17 protein-coding genes are annotated in these 13436 nt (G+C 66.4%); all 17 read left to right on the forward strand.

The features are described from left to right. The first annotated feature begins 16 nt into the window (after positions 1-16). The 17 genes from AC3WLM_RS11600 to AC3WLM_RS11680 all read left to right on the forward strand — a co-directional run bounded on the left by AC3WLM_RS11600 (position 17) and on the right by AC3WLM_RS11680 (position 13384). The gene (locus AC3WLM_RS11600) at positions 17-1192 is read left to right on the forward strand and encodes a phage portal protein (RefSeq protein WP_492477432.1); all 1176 of its coding nucleotides are present in this window, start codon (positions 17-19) and stop codon (positions 1190-1192) included. Further along, entirely contained in the window at positions 1189-1497 is a 309-nt protein-coding gene (locus AC3WLM_RS11605; RefSeq protein ID WP_039338591.1) for a DUF6127 family protein, read from the forward strand. Before AC3WLM_RS11600 ends, AC3WLM_RS11605 begins: the two co-directional genes overlap by 4 nt. 8 nt (positions 1498-1505) lie before the next feature. Continuing rightward, positions 1506-1916: an HK97 family phage prohead protease gene (locus tag AC3WLM_RS11610; protein ID WP_427466085.1), complete on the forward strand. Its 411-nt coding sequence runs from the start codon at positions 1506-1508 to the stop codon at positions 1914-1916. A gap of 77 nt (positions 1917-1993) precedes the next feature. After that, a complete protein-coding gene (locus AC3WLM_RS11615; RefSeq protein ID WP_492477433.1) occupies positions 1994-3139 on the forward strand; it encodes a phage major capsid protein in 1146 nt (381 codons plus the stop codon). 110 nt (positions 3140-3249) lie between these two features. Further along, positions 3250-3801 (forward strand): head-tail connector protein, encoded by a 552-nt coding sequence (locus AC3WLM_RS11620; protein WP_193827714.1) that lies wholly within the window; start codon positions 3250-3252, stop codon positions 3799-3801. Further along, on the forward strand, positions 3798-3956 hold the full coding sequence (locus AC3WLM_RS11625; RefSeq protein ID WP_156135949.1) for a hypothetical protein: 159 nt from the start codon (positions 3798-3800) through the stop codon (positions 3954-3956). Before AC3WLM_RS11620 ends, AC3WLM_RS11625 begins: the two co-directional genes overlap by 4 nt. Before the next feature lie 3 nt (positions 3957-3959). After that, positions 3960-4355: a DUF3168 domain-containing protein gene (locus tag AC3WLM_RS11630; RefSeq protein ID WP_193827715.1), complete on the forward strand. Its 396-nt coding sequence runs from the start codon at positions 3960-3962 to the stop codon at positions 4353-4355. A gap of 29 nt (positions 4356-4384) precedes the next feature. Further along, entirely contained in the window at positions 4385-4792 is a 408-nt protein-coding gene (locus AC3WLM_RS11635; protein WP_062346116.1) for a phage major tail protein, TP901-1 family, read from the forward strand. Then, a complete protein-coding gene (locus AC3WLM_RS11640; protein WP_039338601.1) occupies positions 4792-5106 on the forward strand; it encodes a gene transfer agent family protein in 315 nt (104 codons plus the stop codon). The genes AC3WLM_RS11635 and AC3WLM_RS11640 overlap by 1 nt, the downstream gene beginning before the upstream one ends. Continuing rightward, positions 5103-5300: a phage tail assembly chaperone gene (locus tag AC3WLM_RS11645; RefSeq protein ID WP_193827716.1), complete on the forward strand. Its 198-nt coding sequence runs from the start codon at positions 5103-5105 to the stop codon at positions 5298-5300. The genes AC3WLM_RS11640 and AC3WLM_RS11645 overlap by 4 nt, the downstream gene beginning before the upstream one ends. Next, positions 5290-5868 carry a phage tail tape measure protein gene (locus AC3WLM_RS11650; protein WP_193827717.1) on the forward strand — a complete coding sequence of 193 codons (579 nt, stop codon included), beginning with the start codon at positions 5290-5292 and terminating at the stop codon, positions 5866-5868. Before AC3WLM_RS11645 ends, AC3WLM_RS11650 begins: the two co-directional genes overlap by 11 nt. Before the next feature lie 18 nt (positions 5869-5886). Further along, on the forward strand, positions 5887-8226 hold the full coding sequence (locus tag AC3WLM_RS11655) for a DUF2460 domain-containing protein (protein ID WP_492477434.1): 2340 nt from the start codon (positions 5887-5889) through the stop codon (positions 8224-8226). Continuing rightward, a complete protein-coding gene (locus AC3WLM_RS11660) occupies positions 8223-9041 on the forward strand; it encodes a phage/gene transfer agent baseplate hub protein (RefSeq protein WP_492477435.1) in 819 nt (272 codons plus the stop codon). Before AC3WLM_RS11655 ends, AC3WLM_RS11660 begins: the two co-directional genes overlap by 4 nt. Then, positions 9038-9433, forward strand: a complete 396-nt coding sequence (locus AC3WLM_RS11665) for an NlpC/P60 family protein (RefSeq protein WP_492477436.1) — start codon at positions 9038-9040, stop codon at positions 9431-9433. The genes AC3WLM_RS11660 and AC3WLM_RS11665 overlap by 4 nt, the downstream gene beginning before the upstream one ends. A gap of 5 nt (positions 9434-9438) precedes the next feature. Further along, the gene (locus tag AC3WLM_RS11670; protein WP_492477437.1) at positions 9439-11631 is read left to right on the forward strand and encodes a phage tail protein; all 2193 of its coding nucleotides are present in this window, start codon (positions 9439-9441) and stop codon (positions 11629-11631) included. Between the two features lie 25 nt (positions 11632-11656). After that, the gene (locus AC3WLM_RS11675; RefSeq protein WP_492477438.1) at positions 11657-12115 is read left to right on the forward strand and encodes a DUF2793 domain-containing protein; all 459 of its coding nucleotides are present in this window, start codon (positions 11657-11659) and stop codon (positions 12113-12115) included. A gap of 192 nt (positions 12116-12307) precedes the next feature. Then, positions 12308-13384 (forward strand): OmpA family protein, encoded by a 1077-nt coding sequence (locus tag AC3WLM_RS11680; protein ID WP_492477439.1) that lies wholly within the window; start codon positions 12308-12310, stop codon positions 13382-13384. Positions 13385-13436: the final 52 nt, after the last annotated feature.

A 13436-nucleotide genomic window follows, 5' to 3' on the forward strand; every position in this document is an offset into this window, starting at 1 on the left:
TCATGAAAGGCAGACTATGTCGTTCTTTCAATCGCTTGCTGCTGCCTTCAAGGGCGAGGCGGTGACGCCGCGCGCGCCGCTGGGGCGCAGTTTCGTCTCGCCGTGGATTGCCGCTTCGGACTGGCGCGGGGATAGCGCCCGCGGGCCGATCAACTATCCCGTGGCGATCCGCGAGGCCTACTTGCGCAACCCGGTGGCACAGCGCGCGGTGCGGCTCGTGGCCGAAGGGATCGGCGGGGCGCCGGTCAGGGCTTCGCAGCCCGAGCTGCTGGCGCTGATCAGCGAGACCAGTGCGGGCCAGCCGCTGATCGAGACGCTGGCGGCGCATCTGCTGCTGCACGGCAATGCCTATGTCCAGGTGCTGCGCGATGCCGATGGCGTGCCGGTGGAGCTGTTTGCGCTGCGGCCCGAGCGGGTGACGGTGATCCCCGATGCCGGCGGATGGCCGGCGGCCTTTGCCTACAAGGTCGGCGAGAAGGCGATGCGGATCGAGGCGACGGACGACTTCGGACGTCCGAACCTGATCCATGTGAAGCACTTCCATCCGCTTGACGATCATTATGGCGCGGGGTGCCTGGAGGCAGCCGAGGAGGCTGTGGCCATCCACAATGCAGCGGCGGGCTGGAACCGCGCGTTGCTGGAGAATGCGGCGCGGCCTTCGGGGGCGCTGGTCTATGATCCCGGCGAGCCGGGGGCGGCTCTCTCTGCCGACCAGTTCGAGCGGATCAAGGCGGAGCTGACGGCGGCCTATTCGGGCATGGGCAATGCCGGGAGGCCGATGCTGCTGGAAGGCGGCCTGAAGTGGCAGGCGCTGGCGCTGACCCCGGCGGACATGGACTTTGCCACGCTGAAGGCGGCGGCGGCGCGCGACATCGCTCTGGCCTTCGGCGTGCCGCCGATGCTGCTGGGGATTCCGGGCGATAACACTTACGCCAACTATCGCGAGGCGAACCGGGCGCTGTGGCGGCTGACGCTGCTGCCGCTGGCGGGGAAGGTGCTCTCCGCGCTGGCCGAGGGGCTGTCAGGTTCGTTTGCCGGGGCGGCGCTGAGCGTCGATCTCGATGCGGTGCCGGCGCTGGCCGAGGATCGCGAGCGGTTGTGGGCCCAGGTTTCGGGCGCGGACTTCCTCTCGGCTGAGGAGAAGCGCCAAATGCTCGGCTTTGGGCTCGGGATCGGTGAGGTGCGGGCATGACACGCGAGGACATGCTGGCGCGGCTGGTCGCGCAGGCCGAGGACGAGGGCGGCGATCTCGTCACGTTGCGGGCGATCGTGGAAGAGGCTTCGGACCTCGGCGCGGCACGGGTGCTGAGCCGGATGGGGCTGGCTGACGATCATGCGCCGACCGACATGGCAGAGCTGCGTCAGCTGCTAGGCGCCTGGCGCGATGCCAAGGCGAGCGCGTGGAAGGCCGTGGTGACCTGGGTGGTGCGGGGCCTGCTGGCGCTGCTGCTGCTGGGCATCGCGGTGCGCACGGGCCTGATGGAGCTGGTGCGTTGAGCGCCCCGGTGCGGTTCGCGGGCTACGCCGCGATCTTCCGCAAGCGCGACAGCGGCGGCGATACGATCCTGCCGGGCGCGTTCAAGGGCAGTCTCGAGCGCAGGCTGGCCGAAGGGCTGAAGCTGCCGCTGCTGTGGCAGCACCGCCCCGACCAGCGCATCGGCTGGATCGAGAGCGCAGGCGAGGACGAGCGCGGCCTGCGCGTGGTGGCGCGGATCGATGCCGCGGATTCGGCGGCGGCGCGGGCGCTCAAGAACGGCGCGGTGGACGGGCTTTCGTTCGGATACCGCGTGCTCAAGGGCCGGGCGCTGCCGGGAGGGCGCGAGCTCGAGGACCTCGACCTGTTCGAGGTGAGCCTGGTGACCCGGCCGATGCAGCCGCTGGCGCGGGTCCACTACGTTGAGCCCGAGGCGGGCTGATTTTCCCGAAACCGAAGTCCCCGATGGGCCGCGCGGTCCCGTGCGACCTGTTTCATGCAGAAAGGACGTTGAGCCACATGGATAATCTGGAGATCGAAACCAAGGCCGATGCCATCGCTGAATCGTTCGACATCGTCGAGCGCCAGGATGCGCACGATGCCGCCATCGCCGCGCTGCGCAGCGAGGTGGAGGAAGTGAAAGGCCGGATCGAGCGGGCGGGCCGCATGGCGGTTCGTCCGATGCTGGCTGGCGGTGCGGAAGGCGGTCAGGAGATCAACGGCTTCATCGACGGCTATGTCCGCCATGGCCGCGAGACCGAGTTGAAGGCGCTTTCGGGCACCGTGCCGGCCGATGGCGGCTTTGCCGTGCCGCAGAAGATCGACGAGATGATCGCGCGCCGCATGGTGGAGATCAGCCCGATCCGTTCGGTGGCCAATGTCGTGCAGACCGGCACTTCGGGCTTCCGTCGCCTGGTGTCGATCGGCGGCGCGGCTTCGGGCTGGGTCAGCGAGACCGGGGCGCGTCCCGAAACGGCAAGCCCCAAGCTGGCCGAGATCCTGCCGCCGACCGGAGAACTCTACGCCAATCCTTCGGCGACGCAGGCGATGCTCGATGACGCGGCGTTCGATGTCGAGAGCTGGCTGGCGGGCGAGATCGCGACCGAATTTGCTCGCGCCGAAGGTGCGGCGTTCATCAACGGTACCGGCACCAACCAGCCCAAGGGCTTCCTCACCGCGACGACCAGCGCTGCGGGCGACAATACCCGTGCCTTCGGTGCGCTGCAGTTCATCGGTTCGGGCAATGCATCGGGCTTTGACAGTGCACCGGAGGCCAAGCTGATCGATCTGGTGTTCCAGATGAAGGCGCCGCTGCGCCAGGGCGCAGTGTGGGTGATGAACTCGACCACGCTGGCGACGATCCGCAAGCTCAAGACTTCGGACGGCGCGTTCCTGTGGCAGCCGGGTCTGGTACAGGGCCAGCCCGATCGCCTGCTCGGCTATCCGGTGGTCGAGGCCGAGGACATGCCGGATGTGGCGGCCAACGCCTTCCCGATCGCGTTCGGCAACTTCAAGGCCGGTTACCTCATCGCGGAACGCCGCCAGACCACGATCCTGCGCGATCCCTATACCAACAAGCCCTACGTCCAGTTCTATGCCACCCGCCGCGTGGGCGGGCAGGTCATGGACAGCGATGCGATCAAGCTGCTGAGAATCACGGCCTGATTGGCGATCGGCTGACCCTTCCGGAAGCCTGACGGCCTCCGGATGCCTGCGGCGGTTCCTCCCCCTGCCGCCGCAGGCCCCCTTTCCTTCCAAGATGACCGGAGATTGCCATGATGCGGGCAATTGTCGCGCCGCCAGCCGTGGCCTCGGCGGCGCTTAGCGAACTGAAGGCCTGGCTCGGGATTTCCCGGACCGCCGACGATGGCGAGCTGGCCTCGCTGATGCGCGCCGCGTTTGACGTGTGCGAGGGCTTTACCGGCACGATGCCGCTGCAATCGGGCTGCGAGGACGTGCTGGAAGCCAGTGGCGAGTGGCAGGCGCTCTCGGCGCGACCGGTTACCGCGATCACCGCGATGGCAGGTCTGAGCACGGCGGGTCTGCGCACGGCGCTGGCTTCGACCGATTACGAGCTGGACATTCGTGCCGATGGCACCGGCCTTGTGCGGTTGCGCCGGCCGATCGAGCAGACGCGGGTGGTGGTGACCTATGTTGCCGGTCTTGCCAGCGACTGGACCACTTTGCCCGAGGCGATCCGCCATGGCGTGATCCGGCTTGCGGCGCACCAGCATCGCGCGCGTGACGACGAGAAGAAGGCGGCAACGCTGCCGCCGGCCGTGGTCGCCGCGCTGTGGCGGCCGTGGCGGCGGATGCGCCTCGCATGATCGAGGGGCGGGCCGATGGCGCCGGGCTGGTGCGGCGGCTGACCGAGAAAGCGCAGGCGCTGGCCAAGGCGCGGGCGGCAATGCTGGCGCAGGGCAAGAGCGCGCGGCGGTGGCGCCAGGCAGGTTTGCTCTGGCCCTTGTTCGGAAAGGAATAGGCAATGGAAATTCCCTTTCGCGCCGTGCTGATCGACTGGCTGGCAAATGATCCGGCGCTGGGCGCGGCGCTCAACGCGGTGGTCGAGGAAGCACCTTCGCGCGTGGCCTTGCCGTGGCTGGCGCTGACGGCAAGCGCGAGCACCAACTGGGGCACCAAGACGCTCGCCGGGCGCGAGATCCGCGTGGCGCTGGAGCTGAACTTCCGCAGCGACGATCCGCTGGGCGGCGCGGCGCTGGTCGCGGCGATCGAGGCGCGGGTCGAGAGCCTGCCCTACGACCAGGCAGCGAGTGGTTTCCGCATTGCCAGCCTGGCGATGCTGAAGGCGCGGGCCGAACAGCGTGGCGAAGCGGTGCGGGTGGTCGTGCTGGAATATCGGGCGCGCGTGATGGCGGCCTGACACCTCATTCTGTTTCAAGGAGAACCGACATGGCAGCACAGAAAGGAAGCGCCTTTCTGCTGAAGATCAGCGATGGCGCGGCAACGCCGACCTACAACACCGTGGCGGGCCTGCGGACCACGCAGATGTCCATCAACGGCGAGGCGGTGGTCATAACCTCGAAGGATTCGGGCGGGTGGCGCGAGCTGCTTTCCGGTGCGGGGACGCGCTCGGTGACGGTGAGCGCGGCGGGCATCTTCCTTGGCAGCGCGGCTGAAGGCCAGGTGCGCGGCAATGCCCTTTCCGGGACCATCGCCGACTACGAGCTGTCGTTCGAGGGTGGCGAGAAGATGCGTGGGCGTTTCCTCGTCCAGCGGCTCGACTACTCGGGCGATTTCAACGGCGAGCGCAACTATACGATGACGCTCGAAAGCTCGGGCGTGGTGGCGCAGGTCTGATGGCGGATGCAGCCAACCCGCACCGCGGTGAAGCGGTGCTATCGCTTGGCGGGCAGCCGCTGGTGCTGCGCCCGACCTTCGGCGCCCTGGTGGCAGCGGAGGAGGAACTCGGCTCGCTGTTTGCATTGGTCGAGCGGGCGAGCGCCGGGCAGCTGCGGCTGGGCGAGATGGTCGCGCTGTTCTGGCACGCCTTGCGCGATCGCAACGGGCTTGAGCGCGCCGACTTTGCCGAGGCGGTGGCGCGCGAAGGACTGGCCGCCTGTACGCCGGTGCTGCGTGCACTGATCGTGCAGGTGCTGAAGGGCGGCGGATGAGCGGCACCTTCGGCAAGGTGGCAGCGCGGCTATCGGGACAGGCCGCGCTGCTGCTGGGCTGGTCACCGAACCGGTTCTGGTCGGCGACGCCCGAGGAACTGGCCACCGTCCTTGCCGCGATGCGCACGCCCGATGGCCAGGGCGTGGATCGCGGCACAATCGACAGACTGATGGAGCAAGATCGTGACGGATGAACTCGACACGCTGATGATCGACGTACGCGCCAACACGTCTGGCTTCACCGCGGACCTGGCGCAGATGCGCGGGAGCTTCGATTCGATCCTGGTCGACGGGTTCGGCCGGGCAGGCGACACGCTGGAGCGCGGACTGCTGGGTGCGATCCGGCGCGGCTCGCTGGGGTTCGAAGACTTGCGACGCGTGGCGCTGAACGTGGTCGGCGACATTGCCGCGCAGGCGGTGCAGGCCGGGATCGGCTCGATTGGCGGGGCAACGGGCGCGCAATCGGGCGGGATCGGCGGCCTGCTGACGGGACTGGTCTCATCGATCTTCGGATTGCCGGGGCGCGCCACGGGCGGGCCGGTGGCACCGGGCAGGGGTTACCTCGTGGGCGAGCGTGGTCCGGAGCTGTTCGTGCCGACGTCAGCCGGGCGCGTGGAGCCTTCGGTCGGCGGGGGGCGAGGGCGGGACGTGAACGTTTCGATCCGGATCGTCAGCCCGCAAGGCAGCAACCAGCCCGAAAGCCTGCGCCGTTCGGGCAAGCAGGTGGCGCAGGCGGTGCGCCGTGCTCTCAACGAATTCTGATCAGGCGGGGAACCGGCGATGAGTTACTGGCTGGCCAAGCGCCGCACGGTGCAGCATACCGACACGATCCAGCGCTTCGATCCGCGCTTCTGGACGGTGAATTTCCCAAGGCCCGCAATGGCCTCGGTGGTGACGACCGCGCCCGATGCGCTGCGGGTGGACGCGGTGTTCCGCAAGGCGGACGATCTGGTCGGGCTGATCTGGGAATCCGAAGACAAGTGGGATCACCCGCTGCTGGCCTATGAAACGCGGCGCGATTATTCGCGGCTGACGCTTTCGTTCCGCTGGCGATCGGGCGGGGTCCTGCCCCTTGATGCGGTAAACGGGCCGACGCTGACCATCGAAGGACGCGATGCGGCTGGCAATGCGCGGGCCTGGTACGTGCGGCTGTGGAACTATGCCAGCGGCTCGCCAACCGATGCGCAGATCACGCTGAAGTTTTCAGAACTCGACGGCGGGTTCCTGCTGCCGGCCGAAGCTGACCCTGTGCATCCGGCGGATATCGACCGGCTGTTCATCTCGCTGGTGGCGCCGGGCTATGCGCCGGGCAGTGCGACGCCGTTTGCCACTTCGGCGGCGGGGTGGGCGGAGCTTTCCGATATTTCCTGCCAGGGGCACAAGCCGATGCTGGAACTGGGTGACGTGATGGTCCCGCCGCATGGCCTCGCCATGTGCACCGGCTATGACGACGCCTACAACCTGACGCCGGCACGACTGCTGCGGCAGATCCGGGGCCTGGGCTATCGCGGCAGCATCAACCACTACATCGGCATGAGCCACTTCTATTCGCTGGTACCGGACGGGGCAGGCGGGTTCGTGGTCGATCCCTGGCAGCCAGCGATGAACCCGGCGGCGCAAAAGTGGCATGAGGCGTTCTTCGCCGGGGCCAAGGCAATGGGGCAGACGATCATCGCCTCGCAATCCTATGAGGTGCTGGCGCAGAACTGCCCGGCGGCGTGGCAGCAGAAGGCGTGGGACGGAGCGCCGGCGCGGACGGGATGGGTGCCGCCTTCGGCACTGCTTTCGCCCGCGAACGCACAGGCGATGGCGTGGGTGCGCAAGGTTGGCGTGGCGCTGGTCGGCCTGATGCAGGGCGCCGGGCTGCCGGTGCGGCATCAGGTGGGCGAACCGTGGTGGTGGGTGACGCGGGACCGGCGCATCTGCATCTACGACGACGCGGCCAAGGCGGCGTTTGGCGGCAGTCCCGTAAACATTCCGGACATGGGCGCGAACCTTGACGCGGCGCAGAAGAGCCTGCTCGATCAGGCAGGCGCCTTGCTGGCGCAATCGACGGCGGACCTCGCCGCAGCGGTGAAAGCGGCTGCGGGCAGTGCCGGGGCGGAGACGCTGCTGCTGGCATTCCTGCCGACCGTGCTCGATCCCGTGACGCCCGAGGCTTACCGCGCGAACCTGCCCGTCGGATGGGCCTCGCCTGCTTTCGACATGCTGCAGCTGGAAGACTACGATTGGGTCACGGCGGGCAAGGATGCGCTGCGCGCCGAGGCGCGGGTGATGGCCGAGGCGCGACTGGGCTACCCGCGATCGAAGCAGCACTACCTCTCAGGCTTCGTGCTGTTTGCGGACAATGCGGAAGTGGAATGGGCCCGCATCGATGCGGCGGCGAGCGAGGCGGCTGGCCTTGGGGTGGCGGAAACCTTCATCTGGGCTCTGCCGCAGGTTTCGCGCGACGGCTTTACCCGGCTTCCCGACAAGAGCGGAGACGAGACCATGCAATCCTTTGACGATGTCCTGTTCCCGCTGGCGCTGGGACGGGACGCTTCGGTGACGCCGGAATTCTCGACCAATGTCACGATCACGGCTTCGGGCTTCGAGCGGCGTAACAGCCTGTGGTCGGATGCCAGGCTGCGCTTTGACGTGGGGCCGGGCGTGCGGTCCGAGGCGGAACTGGGCGAGTTGATCGCATTCTTCCGGGCGCGGCGCGGGCAGGCGCGCGGGTTTCGCTTGCGCGATCCTTCGGACTTCAGCTCCAACGGGATGACCGGGGTGCCGACGCCGACGGACCAGATTCTGGGGACCGGCGATGGCGCGACTGCGCGCTTTGCCCTCTTCAAGCACTATGGCGACGGGGCCGATGCGCAGAAGCGGCGGATCACCCGGCCGCGCGGCGAATCGTTGAGGGTGAGTGTCGACGGTGCCGAGACCGGCGATTTTTCACTCGATGCCAAAGGCGTGCTGGTGTTCGCGACGGCACCGGCCGCAGGCTCGGTGGTGCGGGCCGGCTTCCTCTTCGACGTGCCGGTGCGGTTTGCCGAGGGCCGTCTCGACATTTCGGGCGCGGAATTCGCGGCTGGCGAGGCGCCGAGCGTGCCGCTGGTCGAACTGCGAGAAGACGCATGAGCCGGACCTGGTTCAGCCAGCCCCTTGAGACCGTGGCGGTGTGGTGGCGGATCGAGCGGCGCGACGGTGTGGCGCTGGGCTTCACCAGCCATGACCGCGATCTGGTATTCGCCGGGCTTCGCCACCGGACGGCGCCGGGAATGGTGCCATCGGCCGTGCGTCGGACAGCGACGCTGGAGGCGGACTCGGCAGAAGTCTCCGGCGCACTGGCGCACGATGCGATAGGCGAGGCGGAGCTTGCCAGCGGACGGTTCGACGGCGCGCGCGTGGCGATGGGGCTGGTCGATTGGGAAAGCCTGGAGTTCGAGGCGCTGTTCACCGGGATGATCGGATCGGTCGGTCGTGAGGGGGAGCAGTTCTCGGCCGAACTGGAGTCGCTCAAGCAGGTGCTGGCGCGCGATCTGGTGCCGCGCACGTCGCCAACCTGCCGCGCCGAGTTCTGTGGCGAGGGTTGCACGCTTTCTTCGGCCCGCTTCACGCATGAGGCCACGTTGACCGAGGTGGGGGCAGGCCGCCAATGGGTCAGGGCCAGCGGCATTGTTGCGGCCGATTTCGCTTTCGGCTGGCTGAGGCCGGTGGATGGCGGCGATGCCGGGGCGGTGCTGCGCGTGCGCGTGGTGGATAATGGATGGCTCGTGCTCGAACGGCCCCTGGCTGAAGATGCGACGGCGGGGCAGCGGGTTGTGCTGCGTGAGGGATGCGATCACACGATTGCAACCTGTTCAACGCGGTTCGGCAATGCCGTGAATTTCCAGGGCGAGCCGTATCTTCCCGGCAACGACCTGCTCACCCGTTATCCGGCGGCGCAAGGATGAGCCGGGCGCTTGCCGAGGCGGCGCTGGGCCTGGTGGGGGTGCCGTTCCGGTTGCACGGGCGCGATCCGGCTACCGGCCTCGATTGCGTGGGACTGGTGGCCGAAGCGCTGCGCCGCGCCGGGCGGCAGCCTGATCCGCCCGAGGGCTATGCGCTGCGTTCGACCAGTGTGGCGCGGTTCCTGCGCTGCGCCGCGGCAAGCGGGCTGACGGAATGTGCGGACGGTGGCGATGTTGTGTTGTGCCGGGTCGGGTCGGTGCAATCGCATTTGGCGGTGCGCGTGCCTGGCGGCTTCGTTCATGCACACGCTTCATTGGGCCGAGTGACATTTCTGCCCGGGCCGCTTCCATGGTTGGTCAGCCTGCAATGGCGACTGGCAGACGAGAAGGATTGATTGCGATGGCAACCCTGCTTCTTACCGCCGTGGGCACCGCATTCGGCGGGCCGCTGGGCGGTGCGATCGGCGCGCTGCTCGGACAGCAGATCGACGGCGCGGTATTCGGCAAGCGCAAGGTCGAGGGGCCAAGGCTCAAGGAGCTGTCGGTCCAGACTTCCAGCTATGGGTCGGCATTGCCGATGCATTTCGGCCGAATTCGTTCGTCGGGCAGCGTGATCTGGTCGACCGAACTGGTCGAGCACAAGCAGAAGAACGGTGGCGGGAAAGGCCAGCCCTCTGTCACCAGCTATACTTACACCGCGTCGTTTGCAGTCGCCGTATCGAGCAGACCCGTTACGGGGATCGGGCGCATCTGGGCAGACGGAAACCTTCTGCGCGGGGCGGCAGGCGATCTGAAAGTGGGCGGAAGCGTCCGCGTGCATCGAGGTTATGCCGACCAGGCTCCTGATCCGCTGCTCGTGCAGGCCGAAGGCGCAGCGCTGAATCCGGCTTATCGTAGCTTGGCCTATGTCGTGTTCGAGGATCTCGAGCTGGCCGATTTCGGCAATCGTCTTCCTTCCCTGACCTTCGAAATCCTGGCCGACGAAAGCGCGGTCAGTGCGGCCGACGTCGTGCAGTTCCTGCTGCCGACCGCCGACGTCTCGGGTATCGGTTCGCTTACGCTGGCAGGATATTCCGTCGAGCAGGGCGGGGTGGCTGACGCGGTGGCTACGCTGGCCGAGCTATCGCCGATTGCCTGCACCGTGGCCGACGAGAGGTTGCGCTTCCGGCTTGGCGACGACAGCCAGGCAACTACCCTTTCCTTGCCGCAGCCGTGTGCCGGCGGCGAATCCGCCGAGGATGCGCGTGCAAGCGGCTGGTCGCGTCGGCGCGAGGCGCTTCCGGTGTCGCAGCAATGTGCGGTCCGCTACTACGATATCGGGCGGGACTATCAGCCGGGCCTGCAGCGCAGCATTGGCCGCAGTGCCCCCGGAGACGTGGCTACCATTGAACTCCCGGCGGCGATGACGGCAGCTGAAGCTAGCGTCATTGCGGATCGCGCAGCGCGCCGAAGGACGATTGCGCGCGACACCCTCCGTTACCGCATAACCGAGATCGACCAGGCCTATGCCCCCGGTGCCATTGTGACCACTCCCGTCACCGAAGGCCGGTGGCGAGTGGAGCAATGGGAATGGCAGGCGGACGGGGTAATGCTGGACCTGGTCGCAGTGCCGCCATCCGCACCTGTGGATACGACGATCAGCGATCCGGGCCGGGCGAATCAGGCTCTCGATCTGCAACCGGGACCGACGTCGCTGGCAGCGTTTGAATTGCCTTGGGACGGCGTGGGTGATCCGACTGCAGTCAAGCTTCAAGTGGCTGCTTCATCTCAAAGCGCCGGGTGGACCGGTGCCTCCTTGTTCGTCCAAGCCGGCGATGGTCAGCTTGCGGCAATCGGATCGACAGGCCGACGCCGCGCAGTCCTTGGGCGCACCCTTACGCAACTGCCCGCAGGGACGCCGCTGATGTTCGACGCACATGCCACGGTTGATGTGGCACTTGTGCCGCACGATGCAGCGTTAGCTGACGCGACCTGGGCCCAATTGATGCAAGGCAGCAATCTTTCATACCTCGGATCAGAGCTCATCCAGTTTTCGCGCGCAGAAAGGCTTGCGAACGGAACATGGCGCATCAGCGGCCTCCTTCGCGGGCGTGGGGGAACTGAGGCAGCCATCTCCAACCATGCCAGCGATGAGCCTTTCGTGTTGATCGATGATTCCCTGACAATGATCGATCCATCGGACGTGGCCGAAGGACTTCAGATCGCAGCGCTCGGGCTTGGCGACCCGGAAGTCGTCACAACCGAGGTGATCAACCGCGGCATAGGCTTGCGACCATTGGCCCCAGTCCACGGCCAGGCAAAACGCCTCGCCGATGGGGGGCTGCAATTGGACTGGATCCGGCGATCGCGCGGCGGCTGGGCTTGGCTGAACGAGCTCGATGTCCCTCTCAATGAGCCTCAGGAACTCTGGCAGATCGCTTATGGCACTGCGGACGCGGTGAACGTCACCTGGAACACGACCGAGCCACGCCTGCGGCTTACATCCGCGCAGGTTTCAGCCCTGGGCCCGGCGACCGAGGCGCACCGCTTCAGCATCCGGCAGGTGGGAAGGACCTCCCTGTCATTGCCGCTGATCGTCACGGCACCAGAATGACCCGCCAGTATGAAAAGGGAAACCAATGACTGACCCTATCAGCTATTCGACGTCGACCGCACGACTGGGTCTCCCGCTGCTCTTTGCCGGCCAGGCGCAGAAGGAGACCACGGTGAACGAGGCGCTTGCCTTGCTGGATATTTGCGTGGCCGGTTCTGTCCAAGGCGTTCTGAGTGATCCGCCGACTGCCCCTGTGATCGGACAGGCATGGATCGTGGGGGCAAGTCCGACCGGGCCATTCGCCAACCACCAAAACGCGATTGCGGGCTGGACGGAAGGGGGCTGGCGGTTTGTGCAGCCAGTCATCGGCATGCGCTGCTATGATCTCCAGAACGGCGCCAACCGTCTGTTTGACGGTGGCTGGACTCTTGCAACGGCCCCGGCCAGCCCGCGAGGTGGAGCAGTTGTCGATGCCGAGGCACGGGCCGCGATCGCAGCCTTGATCGAACTGCTTAAAGTAACCGGCACAATTTCAGCGAACTAAGTGGAACCAATTCCCTCTAGCGGCATTTCACCGGCACATGAGGGCGCAATCATCGAGAATTTGCACTGCACAATGGAGGCAATCCGTTGTTTTCATGCAACACTCGGTGTGTTTGTCCGCTTGCATGACCACTTTGGAACCGGTAGACAACCTGCACGACGTGGCATGATGTCGCTAAAAGGGGAAACGATAATGCGGAAACTGGTCCTGGGCCTTGCCCTGGCGTCGAGTGCCTTGGCATCTCCTGCGTTTGCACGAGATGATTCTTGGTACGTCGAGGCCGACGCTGGCGCGATGAAGGTTGAAGACTCGGAAGCACTTAACGGTGGGATCGTTCTGAGCAACCACGATGGGTACGACTTCGGTGGTATCGTCGGTTATGACTTCGGCGGTTTCCGCCTTGAAAGCGAAGTCAGCTACCGTCGTGCATACAATGATTCGGTCGACATCGGCGGTGTGGTGCGTGACAACCCGCAGGGGCATGCTGACGCGCTGAGCTTCATGGTCAACGGTCTGCTTGACTTCGGTCCGGACGATGGCATCCAGGGCTTCGTTGGCGGTGGTGTCGGCGTCGCCCGCTCCAAGTACTTCATCAACGCTGGTAACTCCACCGTCGGCGTCCAGGTCAATGACTCCGACACGGGTTTTGCATGGCAGGCTCTGGCCGGTATCCGTGCGCCGATCAGCGATCACGTCGATGTGGGCCTGAAGTATCGCTTCTTCAACCACAACAACGTCGATCTGGTTGCTGCTGACGGCACCGCTGCTCGTACGCGCTTCCGTTCGCACTCGATCCTCGGCACGCTGAGCTACAACTTCGGTGGCGCGGCTCCGGTGGAAGAAGCGGCTCCGCCGCCGCCTCCCCCGCCGCCTCCGCCGCCCCCGCCGCCCCCGCCGCCCCCGCCGCCGGCTCCGGTCTGCAACAAGGGTCCGTACATCGTGTTCTTCGACTGGGATAAGTCGGACATCACGCCTGAGGCGGCTACGATCCTCGACAACGCGGTTACCGCCTACGGCAACTGCGCGAGCGTTCCGATCATGCTGGCCGGTTATGCCGACCGTTCGGGTACCGTGAAGTACAACCAGGCCCTTTCGGAGCGCCGCAACGTGTCGGTCCGTTCGTACCTCACCTCGCATGGCATTCCGGATGGCTCGATCACCAGCCAGGCATTCGGCGAAAGCAACAACCGCGTTCCGACCGCCGACGGCGTTCGCGAACTTCAGAACCGTCGCGTGGAAATCACGTACGGTCCGGGTTCGGGCATGTAAGCTTCGGCTTTGCCGGAAAAAGAACGAGGGGTCGGAGAAATCCGGCCCCTTT

It is taken from the genome of Novosphingobium sp. FW305-C-30-35 (assembly GCF_058783135.1).

Excerpts from the sequence above, each read along its gene's own strand:
- AC3WLM_RS11600 (WP_492477432.1), top strand. The coding sequence starts at position 17 with ATGTCGTTCTTTCAATCGCTTGCTGCTGCCTTCAAGGGCGAGGCGGTG.
- AC3WLM_RS11605 (WP_039338591.1), top strand. The coding sequence starts at position 1,189 with ATGACACGCGAGGACATGCTGGCGCGGCTGGTCGCGCAGGCCGAGGAC.
- AC3WLM_RS11615 (WP_492477433.1), top strand. The coding sequence starts at position 1,994 with ATGGATAATCTGGAGATCGAAACCAAGGCCGATGCCATCGCTGAATCG.
- AC3WLM_RS11620 (WP_193827714.1), top strand. The coding sequence starts at position 3,250 with ATGATGCGGGCAATTGTCGCGCCGCCAGCCGTGGCCTCGGCGGCGCTT.
- AC3WLM_RS11625 (WP_156135949.1), top strand. The coding sequence starts at position 3,798 with ATGATCGAGGGGCGGGCCGATGGCGCCGGGCTGGTGCGGCGGCTGACC.
- AC3WLM_RS11630 (WP_193827715.1), top strand. The coding sequence starts at position 3,960 with ATGGAAATTCCCTTTCGCGCCGTGCTGATCGACTGGCTGGCAAATGAT.
- AC3WLM_RS11635 (WP_062346116.1), top strand. The coding sequence starts at position 4,385 with ATGGCAGCACAGAAAGGAAGCGCCTTTCTGCTGAAGATCAGCGATGGC.
- AC3WLM_RS11640 (WP_039338601.1), top strand. The coding sequence starts at position 4,792 with ATGGCGGATGCAGCCAACCCGCACCGCGGTGAAGCGGTGCTATCGCTT.
- AC3WLM_RS11645 (WP_193827716.1), top strand. The coding sequence starts at position 5,103 with ATGAGCGGCACCTTCGGCAAGGTGGCAGCGCGGCTATCGGGACAGGCC.
- AC3WLM_RS11655 (WP_492477434.1), top strand. The coding sequence starts at position 5,887 with ATGAGTTACTGGCTGGCCAAGCGCCGCACGGTGCAGCATACCGACACG.
- AC3WLM_RS11660 (WP_492477435.1), top strand. The coding sequence starts at position 8,223 with ATGAGCCGGACCTGGTTCAGCCAGCCCCTTGAGACCGTGGCGGTGTGG.
- AC3WLM_RS11665 (WP_492477436.1), top strand. The coding sequence starts at position 9,038 with ATGAGCCGGGCGCTTGCCGAGGCGGCGCTGGGCCTGGTGGGGGTGCCG.
- AC3WLM_RS11670 (WP_492477437.1), top strand. The coding sequence starts at position 9,439 with ATGGCAACCCTGCTTCTTACCGCCGTGGGCACCGCATTCGGCGGGCCG.
- AC3WLM_RS11675 (WP_492477438.1), top strand. The coding sequence starts at position 11,657 with ATGACTGACCCTATCAGCTATTCGACGTCGACCGCACGACTGGGTCTC.
- AC3WLM_RS11680 (WP_492477439.1), top strand. The coding sequence starts at position 12,308 with ATGCGGAAACTGGTCCTGGGCCTTGCCCTGGCGTCGAGTGCCTTGGCA.